At 65.2% G+C, this 15797-nt stretch carries 18 protein-coding genes and 1 tRNA gene; 15 read left to right on the top strand and 4 right to left on the bottom strand.

The window, feature by feature from the left end:
• Positions 1 to 132 precede the first annotated feature (132 nt).
• From E3O39_RS09810 to E3O39_RS09775, 8 genes are all read left to right on the top strand, one after another.
• The gene (locus tag E3O39_RS09810; protein ID WP_241985033.1) at positions 133 to 726 is read left to right on the top strand and encodes a DUF305 domain-containing protein; all 594 of its coding nucleotides are present in this window, start codon (positions 133 to 135) and stop codon (positions 724 to 726) included.
• A 140-nt stretch (positions 727 to 866) separates the two neighbouring features.
• Complete coding sequence (locus E3O39_RS09805; protein ID WP_134447452.1) at positions 867 to 1232, top strand: BlaI/MecI/CopY family transcriptional regulator; 366 nt, start codon at positions 867 to 869, stop codon at positions 1230 to 1232.
• Positions 1229 to 2302, top strand: a complete 1074-nt coding sequence (locus E3O39_RS09800) for a M56 family metallopeptidase (RefSeq protein ID WP_134447450.1) — start codon at positions 1229 to 1231, stop codon at positions 2300 to 2302. The genes E3O39_RS09805 and E3O39_RS09800 overlap by 4 nt, the downstream gene beginning before the upstream one ends.
• A 110-nt stretch (positions 2303 to 2412) precedes the next feature.
• Positions 2413 to 3390 carry a cytochrome c biogenesis CcdA family protein gene (locus E3O39_RS09795; RefSeq protein ID WP_134447448.1) on the top strand — a complete coding sequence of 326 codons (978 nt, stop codon included), beginning with the start codon at positions 2413 to 2415 and terminating at the stop codon, positions 3388 to 3390.
• Complete coding sequence (locus E3O39_RS09790; protein WP_134447446.1) at positions 3387 to 4058, top strand: peroxiredoxin family protein; 672 nt, start codon at positions 3387 to 3389, stop codon at positions 4056 to 4058. Before E3O39_RS09795 ends, E3O39_RS09790 begins: the two co-directional genes overlap by 4 nt.
• Positions 4055 to 4339, top strand: a complete 285-nt coding sequence (locus E3O39_RS09785) for a thioredoxin family protein (RefSeq protein WP_134447444.1) — start codon at positions 4055 to 4057, stop codon at positions 4337 to 4339. Before E3O39_RS09790 ends, E3O39_RS09785 begins: the two co-directional genes overlap by 4 nt.
• 1 nt (position 4340) lies before the next feature.
• The gene (locus E3O39_RS09780; protein WP_134447443.1) at positions 4341 to 4547 is read left to right on the top strand and encodes a hypothetical protein; all 207 of its coding nucleotides are present in this window, start codon (positions 4341 to 4343) and stop codon (positions 4545 to 4547) included.
• Positions 4548 to 4551: 4 nt separating this feature from the next.
• Positions 4552 to 4986 (top strand): DUF3105 domain-containing protein, encoded by a 435-nt coding sequence (locus E3O39_RS09775; protein ID WP_166787302.1) that lies wholly within the window; start codon positions 4552 to 4554, stop codon positions 4984 to 4986.
• Positions 4987 to 5144: 158 nt separating this feature from the next.
• On the opposite strand, the gene E3O39_RS09770 is transcribed toward E3O39_RS09775, so the two are convergent.
• From E3O39_RS09770 to E3O39_RS09755, 4 genes are all read right to left on the bottom strand, one after another.
• The gene (locus E3O39_RS09770) at positions 5145 to 5858 is read right to left on the bottom strand and encodes a GAF and ANTAR domain-containing protein (RefSeq protein ID WP_134447439.1); all 714 of its coding nucleotides are present in this window, start codon (positions 5856 to 5858) and stop codon (positions 5145 to 5147) included.
• The gene (locus tag E3O39_RS09765) at positions 5851 to 6543 is read right to left on the bottom strand and encodes a GAF and ANTAR domain-containing protein (RefSeq protein ID WP_134560796.1); all 693 of its coding nucleotides are present in this window, start codon (positions 6541 to 6543) and stop codon (positions 5851 to 5853) included. The genes E3O39_RS09770 and E3O39_RS09765 overlap by 8 nt, the downstream gene beginning before the upstream one ends.
• A gap of 221 nt (positions 6544 to 6764) precedes the next feature.
• On the bottom strand, positions 6765 to 7103 hold the full coding sequence (locus E3O39_RS09760; RefSeq protein WP_134447435.1) for a hypothetical protein: 339 nt from the start codon (positions 7101 to 7103) through the stop codon (positions 6765 to 6767).
• Positions 7104 to 7322: 219 nt separating this feature from the next.
• A tRNA-Glu gene (locus E3O39_RS09755) sits at positions 7323 to 7395 on the bottom strand.
• A 137-nt stretch (positions 7396 to 7532) separates the two neighbouring features.
• Between E3O39_RS09755 and E3O39_RS09750 the strand changes: the two genes are divergently transcribed.
• The 7 genes from E3O39_RS09750 (at position 7533) to E3O39_RS09720 (ending at position 15704) form a co-directional block, all read left to right on the top strand.
• Complete coding sequence (locus tag E3O39_RS09750; RefSeq protein WP_134447433.1) at positions 7533 to 8171, top strand: MBL fold metallo-hydrolase; 639 nt, start codon at positions 7533 to 7535, stop codon at positions 8169 to 8171.
• 228 nt (positions 8172 to 8399) lie between these two features.
• A complete protein-coding gene (locus E3O39_RS09745) occupies positions 8400 to 9122 on the top strand; it encodes an ABC transporter ATP-binding protein (protein WP_134447432.1) in 723 nt (240 codons plus the stop codon).
• The gene (locus tag E3O39_RS09740; RefSeq protein ID WP_134447431.1) at positions 9119 to 10420 is read left to right on the top strand and encodes an ABC transporter permease; all 1302 of its coding nucleotides are present in this window, start codon (positions 9119 to 9121) and stop codon (positions 10418 to 10420) included. The genes E3O39_RS09745 and E3O39_RS09740 overlap by 4 nt, the downstream gene beginning before the upstream one ends.
• Complete coding sequence (locus E3O39_RS09735; RefSeq protein ID WP_134447429.1) at positions 10413 to 11111, top strand: TetR/AcrR family transcriptional regulator; 699 nt, start codon at positions 10413 to 10415, stop codon at positions 11109 to 11111. The genes E3O39_RS09740 and E3O39_RS09735 overlap by 8 nt, the downstream gene beginning before the upstream one ends.
• Positions 11112 to 11308: 197 nt before the next feature.
• Positions 11309 to 12601, top strand: coding sequence for a glycosyltransferase (locus E3O39_RS09730; RefSeq protein ID WP_134447427.1), 1293 nt, complete (start codon positions 11309 to 11311; stop codon positions 12599 to 12601).
• Positions 12598 to 14604, top strand: coding sequence for a right-handed parallel beta-helix repeat-containing protein (locus E3O39_RS09725; protein ID WP_134447425.1), 2007 nt, complete (start codon positions 12598 to 12600; stop codon positions 14602 to 14604). The genes E3O39_RS09730 and E3O39_RS09725 overlap by 4 nt, the downstream gene beginning before the upstream one ends.
• Positions 14604 to 15704 (top strand): right-handed parallel beta-helix repeat-containing protein, encoded by a 1101-nt coding sequence (locus E3O39_RS09720; protein ID WP_134447423.1) that lies wholly within the window; start codon positions 14604 to 14606, stop codon positions 15702 to 15704. Before E3O39_RS09725 ends, E3O39_RS09720 begins: the two co-directional genes overlap by 1 nt.
• Positions 15705 to 15797 lie beyond the last annotated feature (93 nt).

Here is a 15797-nt window from a genome sequence, read left to right as displayed (position 1 = left end):
CCACCTGGTGCGGCGGACTCTCCCCATTCCAGCAATTTCCGTGTCTCGCTTCACCCGCGAGCACGCTCGCCGTCTCCAGATCTTCTTCCGCAGACGACAATCACGATCCTTGTTTGACAGATTGGACTCCCCTTGATTTCCCTACGCATTCCCCTCCTGACCGCCACCGCGCTAGCCGCAGCCATCGCCCTGTCCGCCTGCTCGACCGGTGCCACCACGGCCGGCGGCGCCAGTGCATCCGCATCCTCCGCCCCCGCCGCATCGACAGCGGTGTTCAACGATGCCGACGTCTCGTTCGCCATGCCGATGGTCGACCACCACCAGCAGGCGATCACCATGGCCCAGACCATGCTCGACAAGACCGGGGTCGATCCACGCGTCACCGCTCTCGCCGAGCAGATCAAGGCGGCCCAAGGGCCAGAGATCACGATGATGAGCTCCTGGGTCACAGCCTGGGGTGCGACCGCCACCAACATGCCCGGAATGGACATGAGTTCAGGTTCCATGACCGATGGGGACATGGCCGCGCTCGACGCTGCGACCGGCCCGGCCGCGGACAAGCTGTTCCTCCAGCAGATGATCCAGCACCACCAGGGCGCGATTGACATGGCCAACGTCGAGCTCAAGGACGGGCAGAACCCGGAAGCACAGGCATTGGCCACGAAGATCATTGCCGACCAGACGGCGCAGATCAGACAAATGCAGGACATCCTGGCCACCATGTAGCCGACCCCCTGACAGGCCGCGGAGCGTTCATGGCACTCCGCGGCCCCTGGCCGCCTAATCAACTTAGGTGACTACGATTGACGTGAACTCCCATTTCCGGTCGGTTCGCGAGGGACACCAATTTTCGAAAGGGCTCGACGATGGCAAAGTTCGGTGATCTGGAAAACGCGATCATGAACGAGGTCTGGCAGGCCGAGAACCCGCTCCTGGTGCGGGAAATCCTCGACAGGCTCGATCGCGGGCTCGCCTACAACACCGTGCAGACGGTCACCGAGATCCTCAATCGCAAGGGCTGGCTCAGTAAGGAACGGGACGGCCGAGCATTCCGCTATGGTCCCGCGGCCACCCGGGACGATTATGTGTCCGGACTCATCCGCGAGGCGCTGTCCTTCGCCGACGATCGGGCGGCAGCACTCGTGGGCTTCGTCGACGAAATGCCCGACGACGAAGCAGCCGAACTCCGCCGTTTGCTTTCCGCCGCGCAGGACAACGAGCCGGAGTCATGACTGTCGCAATCATCCTGACCGTGTACGCGATAGCGCTCTCCCTTGCCGCCCCCCGGCTCCTGTTGCGCGCGAACTGGGTCGATCGCGCGCCTCGGCTCGCTATCGCGTCCTGGCAGGCCCTGACGGTCGCGGTCGTGGGCTCGCTGGCCCTCGCCGGCCTGTCCTTCGCGATTCCCATCGCCGGCCTGGGCGGACAGGGCATCATCGACGACCTCCAGGCTTGTGCAATGGCGCTGCAACAGCGGTATTCGACGCCGGCCGGTGCCGCCGTCGGTATTGGTGGGGCGCTGCTGGCCGGCGCCGTCATCACTCGCTGCTTCTGGGGCCTGGCATCAACGGGCGCCCGGATGTCACGGGAGCGCAATGCACATCGTCGAGTTCTGGACATGGTTGGTCGCCCGGATTTCGATCGCGATATCGTCATCCTCGATTCCACGGAAGCGGCGGTTTACTGCATGCCGGGAATCCACCGGCGCACTGTAGCCACCACGGCCGCGCTTCACGCTTTGACGGACGAGGAGCTCATCGCGGTTTTGGCCCATGAGCGCGCACACCTCACTGAACGGCATGACCTCGCCCTGGCATTCTCCGTGGCACTGTCGCAGGCCTTTCACGGGCTCCCGCCTTTCCGGCTGGCTGCGCGGGAGACGGCTCGCCTGGTTGAACTTCGTGCCGACGATGTCGCTGCCGCACGAACTCACCGGCTCACGGTCGCGGCGGCGCTCCTGGCCGTCGTAGCCGTGCCGCCGCATGCAGTGCCGGCCGTCGCACTCGGAGCCACTGGAACCGGGGCTGCGGCCCGCGTCCGCCGACTCCTCCCTCCACGCCAGTCTGTGGGTCGCGTCCCCGCGTGCGTTGCAGCGGCCGCGATCGCGCTGCTGCTGGTCGCGCCCGGACTCGCCCTCGGCTGGCCGGCCGTGACGAGCGCGGACCACGCGTTGTGCCCCGCCGAGCCGGAAACCAGCCTGTCGGCGTCCCTTTCTTCTTCCGGCAGCGCGCCTGCGCCTGCGCCCGCCGCGCATGCCCCGTGTGCCGTCGACAGCATGGACGAGGGTCGCTTCTCCAGCTGACTTTCAGCTTCGGCACGCCAGCTAGACAACTGCATCACCATCACCTAATCTCCTTAGGAGGATAGGTGAATGTCCGCGCAGGACGCGGCCCGAGTGAAGGCGACGAATATATGGAAAATCTACTGTTCGGCGGCACTCTGCTCGCCGCCTTCCTGGGCGGCCTGGTTGCCCTGCTCGCGCCCTGTTGCGTGTCGGTGATGTTGCCCGCCTACTTGGCGTCGGGCATGCGTCGGCGTTCCGGCATCGTGGGAGCGACCTTAGTCTTCGCTGCCGGGGTCGCGACCATCATCGTGCCGATCGGTTTGGGAGCAACGGCCCTGATCGGCCTGATCTCCGGCCAGCACGCGATCGTCTTCACGATCGCCGCCACGGCAATGCTGATCGGAGGAATCGCAATGCTGTTCGGCTGGAAGCTGCAGCTTCCGATGCTCGCCCGCCGCGTTCCCGCCGGTCACGGCCTCGCCTCGGTCTACGGACTCGGAGTGTTCTCCGGCGCGGCCAGCTCGTGCTGCGCTCCGGTACTGATCGGCGTAGCGGTCCTCTCCGGCGCAACGGCTTCGTTCCCCGCGGCACTGGCCGTTGGCCTCACCTATGTGGCCGGAATGGTCGCCCCCCTCGCCGTCCTGGCGCTGGTCTGGGACCGCAGGGACTGGGGCTCAAGCAAGTGGCTTCAGGGACGCCAGATCACCCTGCACCTGGGCCGGTACCGCCGCCGCCTCGCCGTCGGCAGCTTCGCCTCCGCCGTCCTACTCACCGTGATGGCCATCCTCACCTATTTCCAGGCCGCGGTCGGACCCGGCATGACCTCAGGCGGCTGGCTCGCCCAGTTCGGCGCCGACCTCCAACACAGTGTCTCCGTCGCGACCAAGGCGCTCGCCTGGCTTCCCGGCTGGGCCGTGGCGATCGCGCTGGTTGCCTCCGGCGGCTATTTCGTGTGGCGCGCCACCCGCCACACCGAGCCAAAGCCCCCGGAACCAACCTTGGCAACACCCGACGGGCCGGCTCAGTCCGCCGACTCTGAATCCAGCTGCTGCAGCGATGCAGCCCTCGAAACCCCCGCACGCACAGGACAGGACACCACCAAATGAGTTCCGCCCCCAAAAACACGCAACAGTCCCCCAGCATCCGGTCCCGCCGCCCCGGCTGGTTCGGCTGGATCACCGGGCTGCTGATCGCCGGCATCGTCCTCGCCGGGCTATACGGCGTCTTCGCCAGCGCCAACGCCCCGAAGACGGCAGCCGCCGGTACGACGACGCAGTCGTCGTACGACGTCGGAACCCCCGGCATCGGTCAGGTCGCACCAGGCTTCACGCTCGCCGACAACTCCGGCGGACAGGTGTCCCTGGCCGACTACTCCGGCAAGAGTGTGCTGCTCTTCTTTCAGGAAGGCCTGGCCTGCGAACCATGCTGGACGCAGATCACCAGCCTGGAAACGGACGCCGCGAAGCTCCAGGCCGCGGGAATCGACGCCGTCGTGTCCATCACAACCGACCCGGCCCAGCAGATCGCTCGGAAAACCACCGACATGGGCCTGAAAACTCCGGTCCTGTCCGACCCCGACCTGGTCACTTCGAAAAAGTACCACGCCAACGAATTCGGCATGATGGGCACCAGCACCGATGGCCACAGCTTCATCCTCGTGGGTCCCGACGGCACCATCACCTGGCGCGCCGACTACGGCGGGGCTCCGAAGTACACCATGTTCGTGCCCGTCGACCAGCTTCTCCTCGACCTGAAGACCGATACGACGTCATGATCACCCTGACCCTGCTCACTCAAGGCGACTGCCCCTCCTGTATCGCGGGAAGGAGAGTACTTGCCGAATTGTCCGCCGAATTCGCCCTCCAGATCGACGAGGTCGACGTGAACAGCGACACCGGCCGCGCGATCGCCCGTGAGCAGCGCCTGGCCTTCACCCCCGGGCTCATAGCCGACGGCCGGCTGATCGCGCACGGGCGTCTGTCGACCCGCGCCCTCCGGCGGAAATTCATCACCATGGTCAAGACCACCCAATCAACCCAACCAGAAGGATCCTGACATGCAGCAATTCCTGTACATCCTCCCCGCCCTGATCTGCCCCGTCGGCATGGGCCTGATGATGTGGTTCATGATGCGCGGACGCGGCCACGGCAAAACAGCCGACGGTCCCGAAGAACAGGAACTCGCCCGCCTGCGCGCCGAAGTCGCCGCCCTCCGTCCACACGCCGCGGCATTCGATGAACGCCGCGGCACCGACATCCGTTGACGGCGTGCAGACCTTTCCGAACCAGACATCCGAGCACGTCACCGGGACCGTGAAATACGACGCGCTGCCACCGGTGGGTGGAGACCACTCCGTCACTCTCCTGAACTGTGGCGTGTATTCCGAGAACGTCCCCAATGAGAATGCGGTGCACTCTCTCGAGCACGGCGCCGTCTGGGTCACCTACGACGCTTCAACGGTGACGGGTGATCAGCTCGCAGCGCTGCGCGAGGTGATCCCCTCCACATATGCGATCCTCTCTCCGTTGTCCGGTCTTCCGTCGTCGATCGTCGCATCGGCATGGGGCGCGCAGCTCGACATCAGCGACCCTTCCGACCCCCGGCTCGCGGCATTCATTGCCCAGTACCGCGGGGCCGCAACCGCTCCGGAACCGGGTTCGCCCTGCACCGGCGGCCTTGACGGTCCCGGCAAAGAGTCCTGACCCAACGCGATCCGGATCCCGCTCGATTGTCTTCCGAGCGACACACATCGGGTTCGGCTCGCCAACCAGGAGCACAGCATCGCCTGGACCCCTTCATGCGATATGCGTCCGGCCCCTCATCGCGCGCGAGCTACCGAGGCGAACTCGGGCCGGATGCCTCAGATCACAAGGGTCTGGTCAACGAGACCTTGGGCCACTCTCGACAACAGCAAGCGGTTGGTTCGGGCGTACGTCCGCAGCAGGATGAACGCTTCCTCCATGGAGATGCCGCGAGAGTGCGCGAGCACGCCTTTGGCCTGTTCGATCACCACTCGGGACGTCAGTGCGTTGGTGAGCTGTTCGCGAACGGACATGCTTTCCCGGAGCGTGCGTTCCTGCAGGATTCCAATCGTGGCCACGTCGGCTAGCGCCTGTGCGGCTCGAACGTCCCGGGGCGGCAAGGCTCCGGGAACGCTGGACAGCAGGTTGAGTGCACCGATCGTGGTCTCGCGCAACCGCAGTGGGATGGCGAAGACGGCAGCGAATCCCTGTTCCCGGGCGCTGTCCCGAAAACGTTGCCACTCGGGAGGGCTGTCCTCAACGTCCGGCAGCGATACGACAGAGCCTGTCGTGAAGGATTCCACGCAGGGGCCCGCACGGGCACTCAATTGCATGACTTCGACAAGCCTGCTCGCCTCACTTGTCGAGGCGATCACCTCCAACTCGCCGTCGGCATCCGCCAGGAGGATGCCCGCCGCCGAGATGTCGAAGAGATCCGCGCAACTCTCGACCAGCGTCTGCAGAAGATCGACCACGTCATAGTCGGCCACGAGGGTGTCGGCGAGGGTCGCGAACGTGTCGATCAAGCGATCCTCGCGGGTGCTGTCAATCATGAGACCCTTCGATCTGCTTTTCGTTCACGGCAAAGCTCAATCGACGGTCGATGATCTCGGCTGAAATGTCGAGCATGGATCGTCCGGCGGCGAACGCATGTCCCTGGATCACGAGGAAGGCATCCGTGGCGGGAATGCCCAGCTGCGCCAGGACCATGCCCGTGGCCTGATGGATCTCCCGACGAGAGAATGCCCGCCGGGTGGCCGTGTCGGCCTCACCCACGAGGTCACTTTCGGACAGCCGGAGAGCTCGAGAGAGAACCATCCGGCTCACCACGGTTGCGAGGATCTCGATGTGCCGGATGTCTTGCTCACCGAGACGAAACGGGTGGTTCGTGTACAGGTCGATCGCCCCGATGCGCAGCGGGCCCAGCATCAATGGAAAAGCAAAGAGCGCACCGAAATCTTCGGCGATGATTGCTTCCGAAAAGGCCGGCCACACGTGGTTGGGCCGTTCACGGATGTCCGGCTCCAGGACTGGCGCCGCAGTCTCCAGCGCGTCCCAGCACGGGCCCTCACCAAGATCGAATTGCAGCTCGTCGAGCCGGAACGATTGCGCGTCGCTCGCGGAAATTGTTTCAGCTGCGAGAATGTGGCCGAACGTGGAGATGGACAGCCCGTCGACAGGCAACAGAGCCAGAAGGGGCTCATACAGGCGCGATTCGTCACCCGTCAGTGCGTTCAACGAGTCCTCCGTCGCGGCTAGTCGGTCAGGCATCGACATCGCACCCGCGATTCTTACTACCTGCTTGGTTCACACGCCTCCGTTGCATATCCGCAACGTACTCCACCGACTTCGGAATAACATCAATCGGCACAAACAGATTCGCATCGTCACGATCCCGACCCCCGTTGGCTACACCAGGGAGACGTGCCGTTCGCGGTCTGGCACCTACTTCGTCATCATCAGAGATCGTCCAGGTCCGGGTCACTCCATTCGCAGTCCGGGACTGCGATCGTTTCCAGGTACCCGTTCTGGCTCGGGGCGGAAGCCAGCACTTCGAGATTCGAGAGGTGAGTGACGGTCTCCGACGCATCGGGTTCAGGCCACGGTGATTCTTCTGGAATGACCAGGAACGGGCTTGCCGGTGCGAGGAGCAACGTTGCAGTCACGATCGTGCCGTTGATGAGAACAACGGGAATGCGCGCGACCGCGGAGCAGTTCTTGACATTGAGGACGACCAAAAGGGCAACGAGTGCTTCACCGATTCGATCTGCCGTCAAGAACGAGGCGCCACCGAACATAATTCGTCTCATGCTCCCACGCTGAACTCGTTTGCGGCCGGGCACAAGGCCTTGTACGCCCGTGCTTAACTTGGCGCCTGACAGTGTCGCAACGGCCCTCGATCAGATGGCCCCTAAATCGGATGTTGCCAGAATTTTGCCAAACCCGAAAACGGGCCTTCCGGTGCGCTTAAACAAGAAGGCCCGGCTCCCTTTATTTTCAAGGGAACCGGGCAATTGTGACCCCAGCGGGATTCGAACCCGCGTTACCGCCGTGAGAGGGCGATGTCCTAGGCCGCTAAACGATGGGGCCGTTTTTGCAACTTACCGAGTATGCCACACGGATCGGGTCCGCTCCAAACCGAGCAGACGACACGGCACGTCGTCGGCTTGCATCACCCGGCCATCTGGGTATTAGCTCGGTCCAGACACCCGACAGAACGGACCGAAATGAAACTGACCAAGCTCGAGCACGCGGCCCTGATCGTCGAGGTAGCGGGACGCAAGCTCTACATCGATCCGGGTTCCTACACGACGGCAGTGACCGACACGGCACGGGCGGATGCCGTCGTCATCACACACGAGCACCCGGACCACTGGACCCCCGAACAGCTCGACCGCATCATCGCCTTCAGCCCCGATGTGCGGATCTTCGGACCGGCGGGGGTCGTCGCAGCGGCATCGGGATACCCCGTCGAAGTCGTCCACGACGGCGACACCGTGACGGTCGGCGAGTTCACCCTTCGCTTCTTCGGGCGCACCCACGCCGTCATCCACTCCTCGATCCCCGTGATCGACAACGTGGGCGTGCTCGTCAACGACCGGTTGTACTACGCCGGCGATTCCTTCACGGTCCCGGCAGGAGTGGATGTCGACACGCTCGCCGTTCCGGCCGGCGCGCCCTGGTTGAAGATCAGTGAAGTGATCGACTACGTGCTCGCCGTGAAGCCGCGCCGCACCTTCCCGACCCACGAAATGCTGCTGTCGCGCGCAGGCAAGGACCTCTCCAATCTGCGTATCACCGCGGCGACCGAACAGGTCGGTGGGGAGTTCTTCGCCCTCGAACCGAACGAGACCCTCGACCTCTGAACCGCACCGGCCGACATCCGCTGGCGTGACACCCGGAATGCACGTCGTACGCTGGGATGACTGGGAGATGAATGTCGGCTGGTTCCCAGTCGTCTCCCAGCGAGCGCCGTGAATGTGCAGCTACTGTAAATTTATTGTCTGCGCACTGTTTTCGCCAGCATCCGCTGGCCATGACGGCTTCCGCGGGTCGAGCGAAGCGCTCCAGTCACCCAACGAAGGAAAGCCAGCATGAGTGTTCCCGTCCTGTCCGCGCAGGTCATAGGCAAGTCCTATGGCAGTGGAGCCAACCGCTTTGATGCGCTCAAGGGCGTTTCCCTCGACATCCAGGCGGGCGAGTCCGTCGCCATCGTCGGCAAGAGCGGCTCGGGCAAGTCGACGCTCATGCACCTTCTCGCGCTCCTCGACGATCCAGACTCCGGCGTTCTCCTCGTCGAAGGCACAGACGCCAAGAAGCTCAAGGCGAAGGAACTCAACCGGCTCCGCAACCAGGACTTCGGTTTCGTGTTCCAGCAGTTCTTCCTCACCGCGAATGCGACTGTGCTGGAAAACGTCGTCCTTCCCCTCACGATCGCCGGCGTCGGGGCCAAGGAGCGCAAGTCCCGCGGCATGGCCGCACTGGAACAGCTCGAACTGGCCGACAAGGCCAAGAACAAGGCGAAGAACCTTTCCGGTGGCCAGAAGCAGCGCGCGGTCATCGCGCGCGCGCTGGTGAACAACCCCAAGGTCATCTTCGCCGACGAGCCCACCGGAAACCTCGACTCCGCCACTGGAGCGGTCGTGGAAGACATCCTCTTCAAACTCAACAAGGAGAACGGCATCACGCTCATCATCGTGACCCACGACACAGAGCTCGCAGCCCGCTGCGACCGCCAGATCTTCATCCGCGACGGCCTCGAAGAGACCGCCGACTCCCCCACGGGAACCCACAAGAGAGGCGGGGCCCACTCGTGAAGTTCCTCGATATCGTCCGCTCCGCCATCCAGAACAGCTTCCGCAACAAGCTCCGCACCGGTCTCACCGTCGTCGCCATCTTCATCGGCGCCTTCACGCTGACGATCACGAGCGGCATCGGCACCGGCGTGACCGCCTACATCAACGGACAGGTTTCGGCGATCGGCGCCGCCGACGTGCTCACCATCACCAAGGCAGCGGATGCGACGGCCACGGCCAGCGACGGACCGGCTGCCTACGACCCGAGCAAGTCCACGACCGTGAGCCTCGGCAACGGGTCGCGCCCCGGCTCGACCATCCAGGCGCTGACCACGGCGGACCTCGCGAAGATCAAGGCGACCGCAGGCATCCTGAGCGTCGACCCCGCCGTGCGGGTTTCGCCGGACTACGTCGAATATGCCGGAAACGGAAAGTTCGAGCTCACGGTCAGCCAGACCGGGACCATCACGACGGCAGACCTCGCCGCGGGGGCTCAGCTCGACAACAGCAGTTCGAGCGACCAGCTCCTCCTGCCGACGACCTACCTCGACAACCTCGGCTACGCGGACGCCAAGGCGGCCGTCGGCACAACAGTCAGCATCGGCATCACCGACTACACCGGAACCCAGCAGACCGTCACGGCCACCGTCGTCGGCGTGCAGAACGAGACGCTCCTCGGCAGCGGGGCCGGGCTCAACCGGAGCCTCGTCGCCCACCTGCACACCGTCGCAACCACCGGTGAGCCCGCTGGAGTGTCCGCCGGCTATGCGACCGCGGTCGCGCACTTCGACGTCTCGGCGACGAAAGCACAGATCACCGCGATCAAGGATGACCTAAGCGCGCAGGGCTACTCCTCGCAGACAGTTGCCGACACGATCGGCGCCTTCGAGACTGTGATCAACGTCATCATCGGCGTGCTCAACGCTTTCGCAGTGATCGCCCTGATCGCCGCCGGATTCGGCATCGTCAACACTCTCCTGATGAGCGTGCAGGAACGTACCCGCGAAATCGGGCTGATGAAGGCCATGGGCATGAACGGCGGCCGCGTCTATGCCCTGTTCAGCATGGAGGCGGTCTTCATCGGCTTCCTCGGCAGCGCACTCGGCGTCATCGCGGCGATCGGTGTGGGTTCGCTCATCAGCAACCTCCTCGCGAACGGGATATTCTCGGCCCTGCCCGGTCTCCAGGTCGTGCAGTTCGCTCCGGCCTCGATCGCCATCATCGTCGGGGTGGTGATGCTGATCGCGTTCCTCGCCGGCACCCTGCCTGCGAGGGCCGCCGCACGTCAGAACCCCATCGACGCGCTGCGGTATGAGTAGCTCCGCGGCATCCACGCAGAGCACCCCCACCGGCCCGGGGCCCGACGAGGGGCTGCGCGCCCGCAAGCGCGCCGCCACCCAGGCCGCGCTCGAAGCAGCCGCGATCAGCCAGGCCAGTGAACACGGGTACCACCACGTCACCGTCGACATGATCTGCGAAGCAGCCCAGGTCTCCCAGCGCACCTTCTTCAACTACTTCGCGACGAAGGAGGCCGCCTTCCTCGGAGCGTCCCCTCCCATTCCGTCCGAGGGCGCGGTGAAGAGATTCATCACGGGCAACGGTGGATCCGTGCTCGCCGAACTCGTCCTGATGATCGAGTCCGCGATTGTCGCGAGCGAGCCGGACCGCGACGTTCTCCGGGCCAGGCGCACGCTCATCGAGAACACCCCCGAATTGTTCTCAAGCGAGATCATCCGTCTTGCCGAACTCGAAGACCGGCTCGCGGGCATCGTCCTCCAGCGTTTCGAGGCCCGCGGACGCACGGAGGCGACCACGCCGGACATTCTCGACGAGGCGCACATGGTCGTCGGTCTGGCGGTCAGCATCCTCCGCTTCGCGATGCGCAAGGCATCGGAATCCGACTACTCCGCCGATCCCCGTGCCATCCTGCGCCATGCCATCGGGCTTGTCGAGCGCATCACCGGGGTCAATCCGTTCACAACGGATGCCCGTGAACCTCGGAGAGACTAGCTCACGGTAAGAGCTCCCTGTGTATCCACATACTGCGGTTGCAAAACGTGAGGAATTGTCTACTTTGGTTCAGTAGAGACCTCACGCCGCGCTCCTGGGTGCGAACGGAATCTCGCAACTGAATCAACGCACACCTTCGACGAGTCAGCCCGTGGTAACGCTGACCAGCACAATCGAGCACAAGGAACCCGATCCCTATGCCACCAGAAACGACAGTGTCCGCTGACCCCGGCTACGCGTTCGACTGGGGCGCCATCGGGAATGCGGTTGTGCACGACGCGGCAGTCGTGGCTTCCTATTTTCCCCTGGCGATTGCCGGAACCATCGTCTGGGGACTCTGGCTCTACCGCTTCATTCTGTCGCATCGGGCCCCGCCGATCGTCACCGACTTCCGGACGTCGACCTCCGTGATCGTGCCCTCATTCCACGAGGATCCGGACATCCTGTTGAGCTGTCTCGATACGTGGCGGGCCCAGAATCCCGACGAGATCCTTATCGTGCTCGACGTCGCGGACGTCGACACCTACGAACGCATCGTCCGGATCGGCGATCCACGTGTCCGGCCGATCCTCTTCCACCACGTCGGCAAGAGGTCAGCACTCGGGGCCGGGATCAGGGAGGCGAGGCACACCCTGCTCGTCCTGACCGACTCGGACACCTGGTGGGAGCCTGACCTGCTCCGGAACGTGCAAATGCCCTTTGAAGACCCCTTGGTCGGGGCGGTCGGCACCCGGCAGAACGTCTACCAGAGCGGCACGAGCGTCTGGCGACGGATCGCAGACTGGCTGGTCGACCTGCGCTACCTCGACTACGTCCCCGCCATGGGACGGGCAGGGGCTGTGCCCTGCGTGTCCGGACGGACCGCGGTGTACCGCCGTGCCGCGGTCCTGCCCGTGCTCGACCATCTCGAGAACGAATTCTTCCTGGGCCGACGCTGCATCTCCGGCGATGATGGCCGGCTGACGTGGCTCGTGCTCGCCTCGGGCTACAAGACCGTGCACCAGGCATCCGCGCGCGCTCTCTCGATGTTCCCGACCGGCTTCCGTGCGTTCGTGAAGCAACGCGTGCGCTGGAGTCGCAACTCCTACCGGTGCTACCTCACGGCCATGGCCAGGGGCTGGCTCTGGCGGGTACCGTTCATCACCAAGGTGACCGTCCTGCAGATCCTCCTCACCCCGCTCACGATGGGTATCACCCTGTTCTACCTGGTCTTCAGTCGCCTCGAGTTGAGCGTCGCCGGGTTCGCGGCAGCCATCGGCTGGCTGCTTCTCGGCCGCGGCATCCGTGGGATCTCACACCTGCGCCGCCACCCGAAGGACCTGTTGCTCCTGCCGCTGCTCGCCCTCGCCGTCATCCTCGTCGCCCTCCCGATCAAGACGTATGCCCTCGTCACCATGAACAAGCAGGGCTGGCTCACCCGCCACAACGACACCATCGGCGGTGACGGCCAGGACGCGCGCACCCTTACCCAGGCGGCGGTGGCCCCGTGACCCGGACCAGGGTTGCGCCGGTCCGGGTTCCCCGCACCCGGACACCGAGGGTGACGGTGATCGCGAGCAGGCACCGCCAGTCGGGGCGTCCTCCCGGCGCACGTTTCGTGCTGCTGGGCATGCTTGCCGGCATCCTCGCCGGGGTACTCGCGGCAGCGCTCATCCTCGTCGCAACGGGAGTGTTCCGCTCCCCCACGAGCGCCTTCGGGCGGGCCGAGATCGCGCGCAACGGAAATGTCCAGGGCGTGCTCTATCCCGGAGACCCGACCCGCGAGACGAGCCTCGTGAACGCGGAGAAGGCCCGGCTCAGTTATGTCCGCAGCGTCTCGGCATCCGCCCAGTGGCGGGTCGCCGGGCTCCAGGGTCCCTACCGACTCACCACGGGCAGTTCCGTGACCCTCGTCCTGCCGGCCCGTGCACAGCCCTACCTCGTGTCCGACCTGCTCACCCTCGCCCCGACGACCTTTGTGCGGCAACCGGACGGCGGTTATCTGCTCTCCGAGAACATCGTCGTCCTGACCGGCGCGACCCTGTCTCTGACGGCGACGGATGGGCTCACCCTACGGCTCCGCAGCGACCCGAGCACGTTCGTGTCCGTGATCGGACTCGGCGGCTCCGTCCTCATCAACGGCACGGCGACGGCCCCCGTGGCGATCGAGAGCTGGAACACCCGGACCGGGGCGGTCGACACCGACACGTCCGACGGTCGCGCCTATCTCCGGATGATCGACGGCACGGTCTCGGTCGGGCACGCGCGCATCGCGAACCTCGGGTTCTGGAGCGGGGAGACGGGCGGGCTCGCGCTCTCAGGGACGGATGCCTCCGGTACGGACAGGTCAGGAGCCGACGGCTCGGTCACGGCGGATGCTTCCGGCACGGCCGATGCCTCCGCCCCGGCCGGCGCAGGCCCGCTCGCAGGCGCCCCTCTCGCCGGCGCCCCCGTGCTCCCTCCCGAACTCCTGCGTGCTCCCGCCGGATCCGTCGCCTCGAGCGGGCCCTCCGCAGCGACCCTGTCCGCCGGGTTCCAGGACGTCACGATCGACGGCAACGCCTTCGGTCTTTTCATCACGCACGCCGCCGGCGTCACCATCACCGACACCCGGATCATGAACAGCCTCGTCGACGGCCTCGTCTTCCATCGGTTCGTTACCGACACGACGGTAACCCGGACGAGCTCCGTCAACAGCGGCGTCGACGGATTCACGGTGGCCAGATCGAGCTCGGGGATCATGTTCGACCAGATCACCGCAACGGACAACGGGCGTAACGGAGTGTCGATCGACGGCCGCTCGCTGGCCGACGGTCCGAGTGCCATCGGAACCGGTGTGGAATCCTTCGGTTCGAGTACAGTGACCCGCAGCACGGTCGAAGACAACCGGAGGTACGGGATCGAACTCAGCGGAGGTCAGGCGCTCGGGGTGTACTCGAGTCTCATCGCACGCAACGATATGGGCATCGTGCTCGACGACGGGGCATCGGGTGTCGTCGTGGCCGGAAATACCCTGAAGGACCAGGCCCGCCAGTCGATCGCGATCCGGGACCGGGTCACCGACACGAGTGTGCGCAACAACGCGATCAGCGGCAGCCAGACCGGCGTGTACGTTCGAAACGCCGGTGCCAGTGTCACCGACAACACCATCCGAGCCGTCTCCAACCACGCCGTGAGCCTCGTCGGGGACGCCAGGTCGGTGAGGGTCGTGAGCAACGCGCTCTCGGGCTCCGGCGCCGTTCCCGTGTGGGACGAGACCTCGTCGGGGGCCGTCGTCGCAGGCAACAACCTCGCCGGCTGGCAGCGCGCGACGACGGCAATCACCGTTGCGCGGTTCGTGTTCCAGCCACTCACCGTGGTCTGGCTGTTGCTCGCGCTGTTGCTTCTCGTGACGGCACTCACCCGCAGCGGTCCCCAGTTCGGTGCGATCCGGCATCCGTACGCCGAGCGTGTACCGCTCACGTCGCTCTCACGCGGCATCGTTTCGCGCGAGTCCGTCGGCGGCGCCCCCTGATGCCCGATAGCGACGACCGGGCGGATGCCCCGGCGCGCCGCCGCACGCCGTCGCGCCTCCAGTGGGTGCTCACCGTCGGCATCCTCGGCCTTGCGATCATCGGCGTCGCCGTCATGGCCATCGTCGCCATCACCGGCCAGACCCAGAACATCACCCAACCCACCTCACCCCCGTCGACGGCACAGGCTCCTCCGGTACCAGAGACCGTGACCGGCTGCCCGCCGTTCACGGTCACGGTGACGACCGCGCGCGAGCTTCAGGCGGCCCTCGACGCTGTGAATCCCGGGACCGTGATCGGTCTGGCCCCCGGCGTCTACCAGGGCACCTTCACGCTCCGCAGTGGAGGCACCGCCGATGCGCCGGTTGCGCTCTGCGGCACGGCAGGGAGCATCCTCGACGGTGGCGGCGTGCAGGGCGGATACGTGCTTCACCTCGATCGGGTCGCCTACGTGCACCTGGTCGGGTTCGCCGTACGCAACGGCCAGAAAGGCGTGATGGCGGACCAGACCCGGAACTCGCTCATCCAGGGCCTCCAGGTATCCCAGATCGGCGACGAGGCGGTGCACCTCCGCAACAACAGCACAGAAAACCGCGTCGCCGACAACCAGATCAGCGACACCGGCCTCCGCCGGCCGAAGTTCGGTGAGGGCATCTATGTCGGAACGGCCGAGAGCAACTGGTGCGACGTGAGCGGGTGCGAGCCGGACCGGAGCGACCGGAACACGATCATCGGCAACAAAATCTCGGCGACGACCGCGGAAAGCGTCGACATCAAGGAGGGCACAAGCAACGGAATCCTCCAGCAGAACAGCTTCGACGGTTCGGGAATCACCAGCGCCGATTCCTGGGTCGATGTCAAGGGCAACGGCTGGATCATCGATGGCAACACCGGCGTCAACTCGCCGATGGATGGGTTCCAGACGCATGAGATCCTCGACGGCTGGGGTGTGGGCAACACCTTCCGTAACAACGAGGCCACGGTGAACGGCCCCGGCTACGGCTACGCGCTCAAGCCGGCCAACAACAACGTAGTCGAGTGCAGCAACACGTCCGCCGACGCCGGCGAGGGTTCCTCGAACGTCCGGTGCGCCGACGGTTGACCCCCGGGAAAACCAAATGTTCATTTGAGTTTTCCTCAGGACCGTGTATCGTCGTGTGAACTAAACGTTCCAAGTTTCCGGCAGCATTCTTGC

It is taken from the genome of Cryobacterium sp. MDB2-A-1, from assembly GCF_004402675.1.
Taxonomy (GTDB): domain Bacteria; phylum Actinomycetota; class Actinomycetes; order Actinomycetales; family Microbacteriaceae; genus Cryobacterium; species Cryobacterium glucosi.
The sequence above is the reverse complement of the archived record's forward strand: the minus strand, read 5'-3'. Positions and strand labels throughout refer to the sequence as shown.

Coding starts and splice junctions, on each gene's coding strand:
- E3O39_RS09805 (WP_134447452.1), top strand. CDS start 867: ATGGCAAAGTTCGGTGATCTGGAAAACGCGATCATGAACGAGGTCTGG.
- E3O39_RS09800 (WP_134447450.1), top strand. CDS start 1,229: ATGACTGTCGCAATCATCCTGACCGTGTACGCGATAGCGCTCTCCCTT.
- E3O39_RS09795 (WP_134447448.1), top strand. CDS start 2,413: ATGGAAAATCTACTGTTCGGCGGCACTCTGCTCGCCGCCTTCCTGGGC.
- E3O39_RS09790 (WP_134447446.1), top strand. CDS start 3,387: ATGAGTTCCGCCCCCAAAAACACGCAACAGTCCCCCAGCATCCGGTCC.
- E3O39_RS09785 (WP_134447444.1), top strand. CDS start 4,055: ATGATCACCCTGACCCTGCTCACTCAAGGCGACTGCCCCTCCTGTATC.
- E3O39_RS09780 (WP_134447443.1), top strand. CDS start 4,341: ATGCAGCAATTCCTGTACATCCTCCCCGCCCTGATCTGCCCCGTCGGC.
- E3O39_RS09770 (WP_134447439.1), bottom strand. CDS start 5,858: ATGATTGACAGCACCCGCGAGGATCGCTTGATCGACACGTTCGCGACC.
- E3O39_RS09760 (WP_134447435.1), bottom strand. CDS start 7,103: ATGTTCGGTGGCGCCTCGTTCTTGACGGCAGATCGAATCGGTGAAGCA.
- E3O39_RS09750 (WP_134447433.1), top strand. CDS start 7,533: ATGAAACTGACCAAGCTCGAGCACGCGGCCCTGATCGTCGAGGTAGCG.
- E3O39_RS09745 (WP_134447432.1), top strand. CDS start 8,400: ATGAGTGTTCCCGTCCTGTCCGCGCAGGTCATAGGCAAGTCCTATGGC.
- E3O39_RS09735 (WP_134447429.1), top strand. CDS start 10,413: ATGAGTAGCTCCGCGGCATCCACGCAGAGCACCCCCACCGGCCCGGGG.
- E3O39_RS09730 (WP_134447427.1), top strand. CDS start 11,309: ATGCCACCAGAAACGACAGTGTCCGCTGACCCCGGCTACGCGTTCGAC.
- E3O39_RS09720 (WP_134447423.1), top strand. CDS start 14,604: ATGCCCGATAGCGACGACCGGGCGGATGCCCCGGCGCGCCGCCGCACG.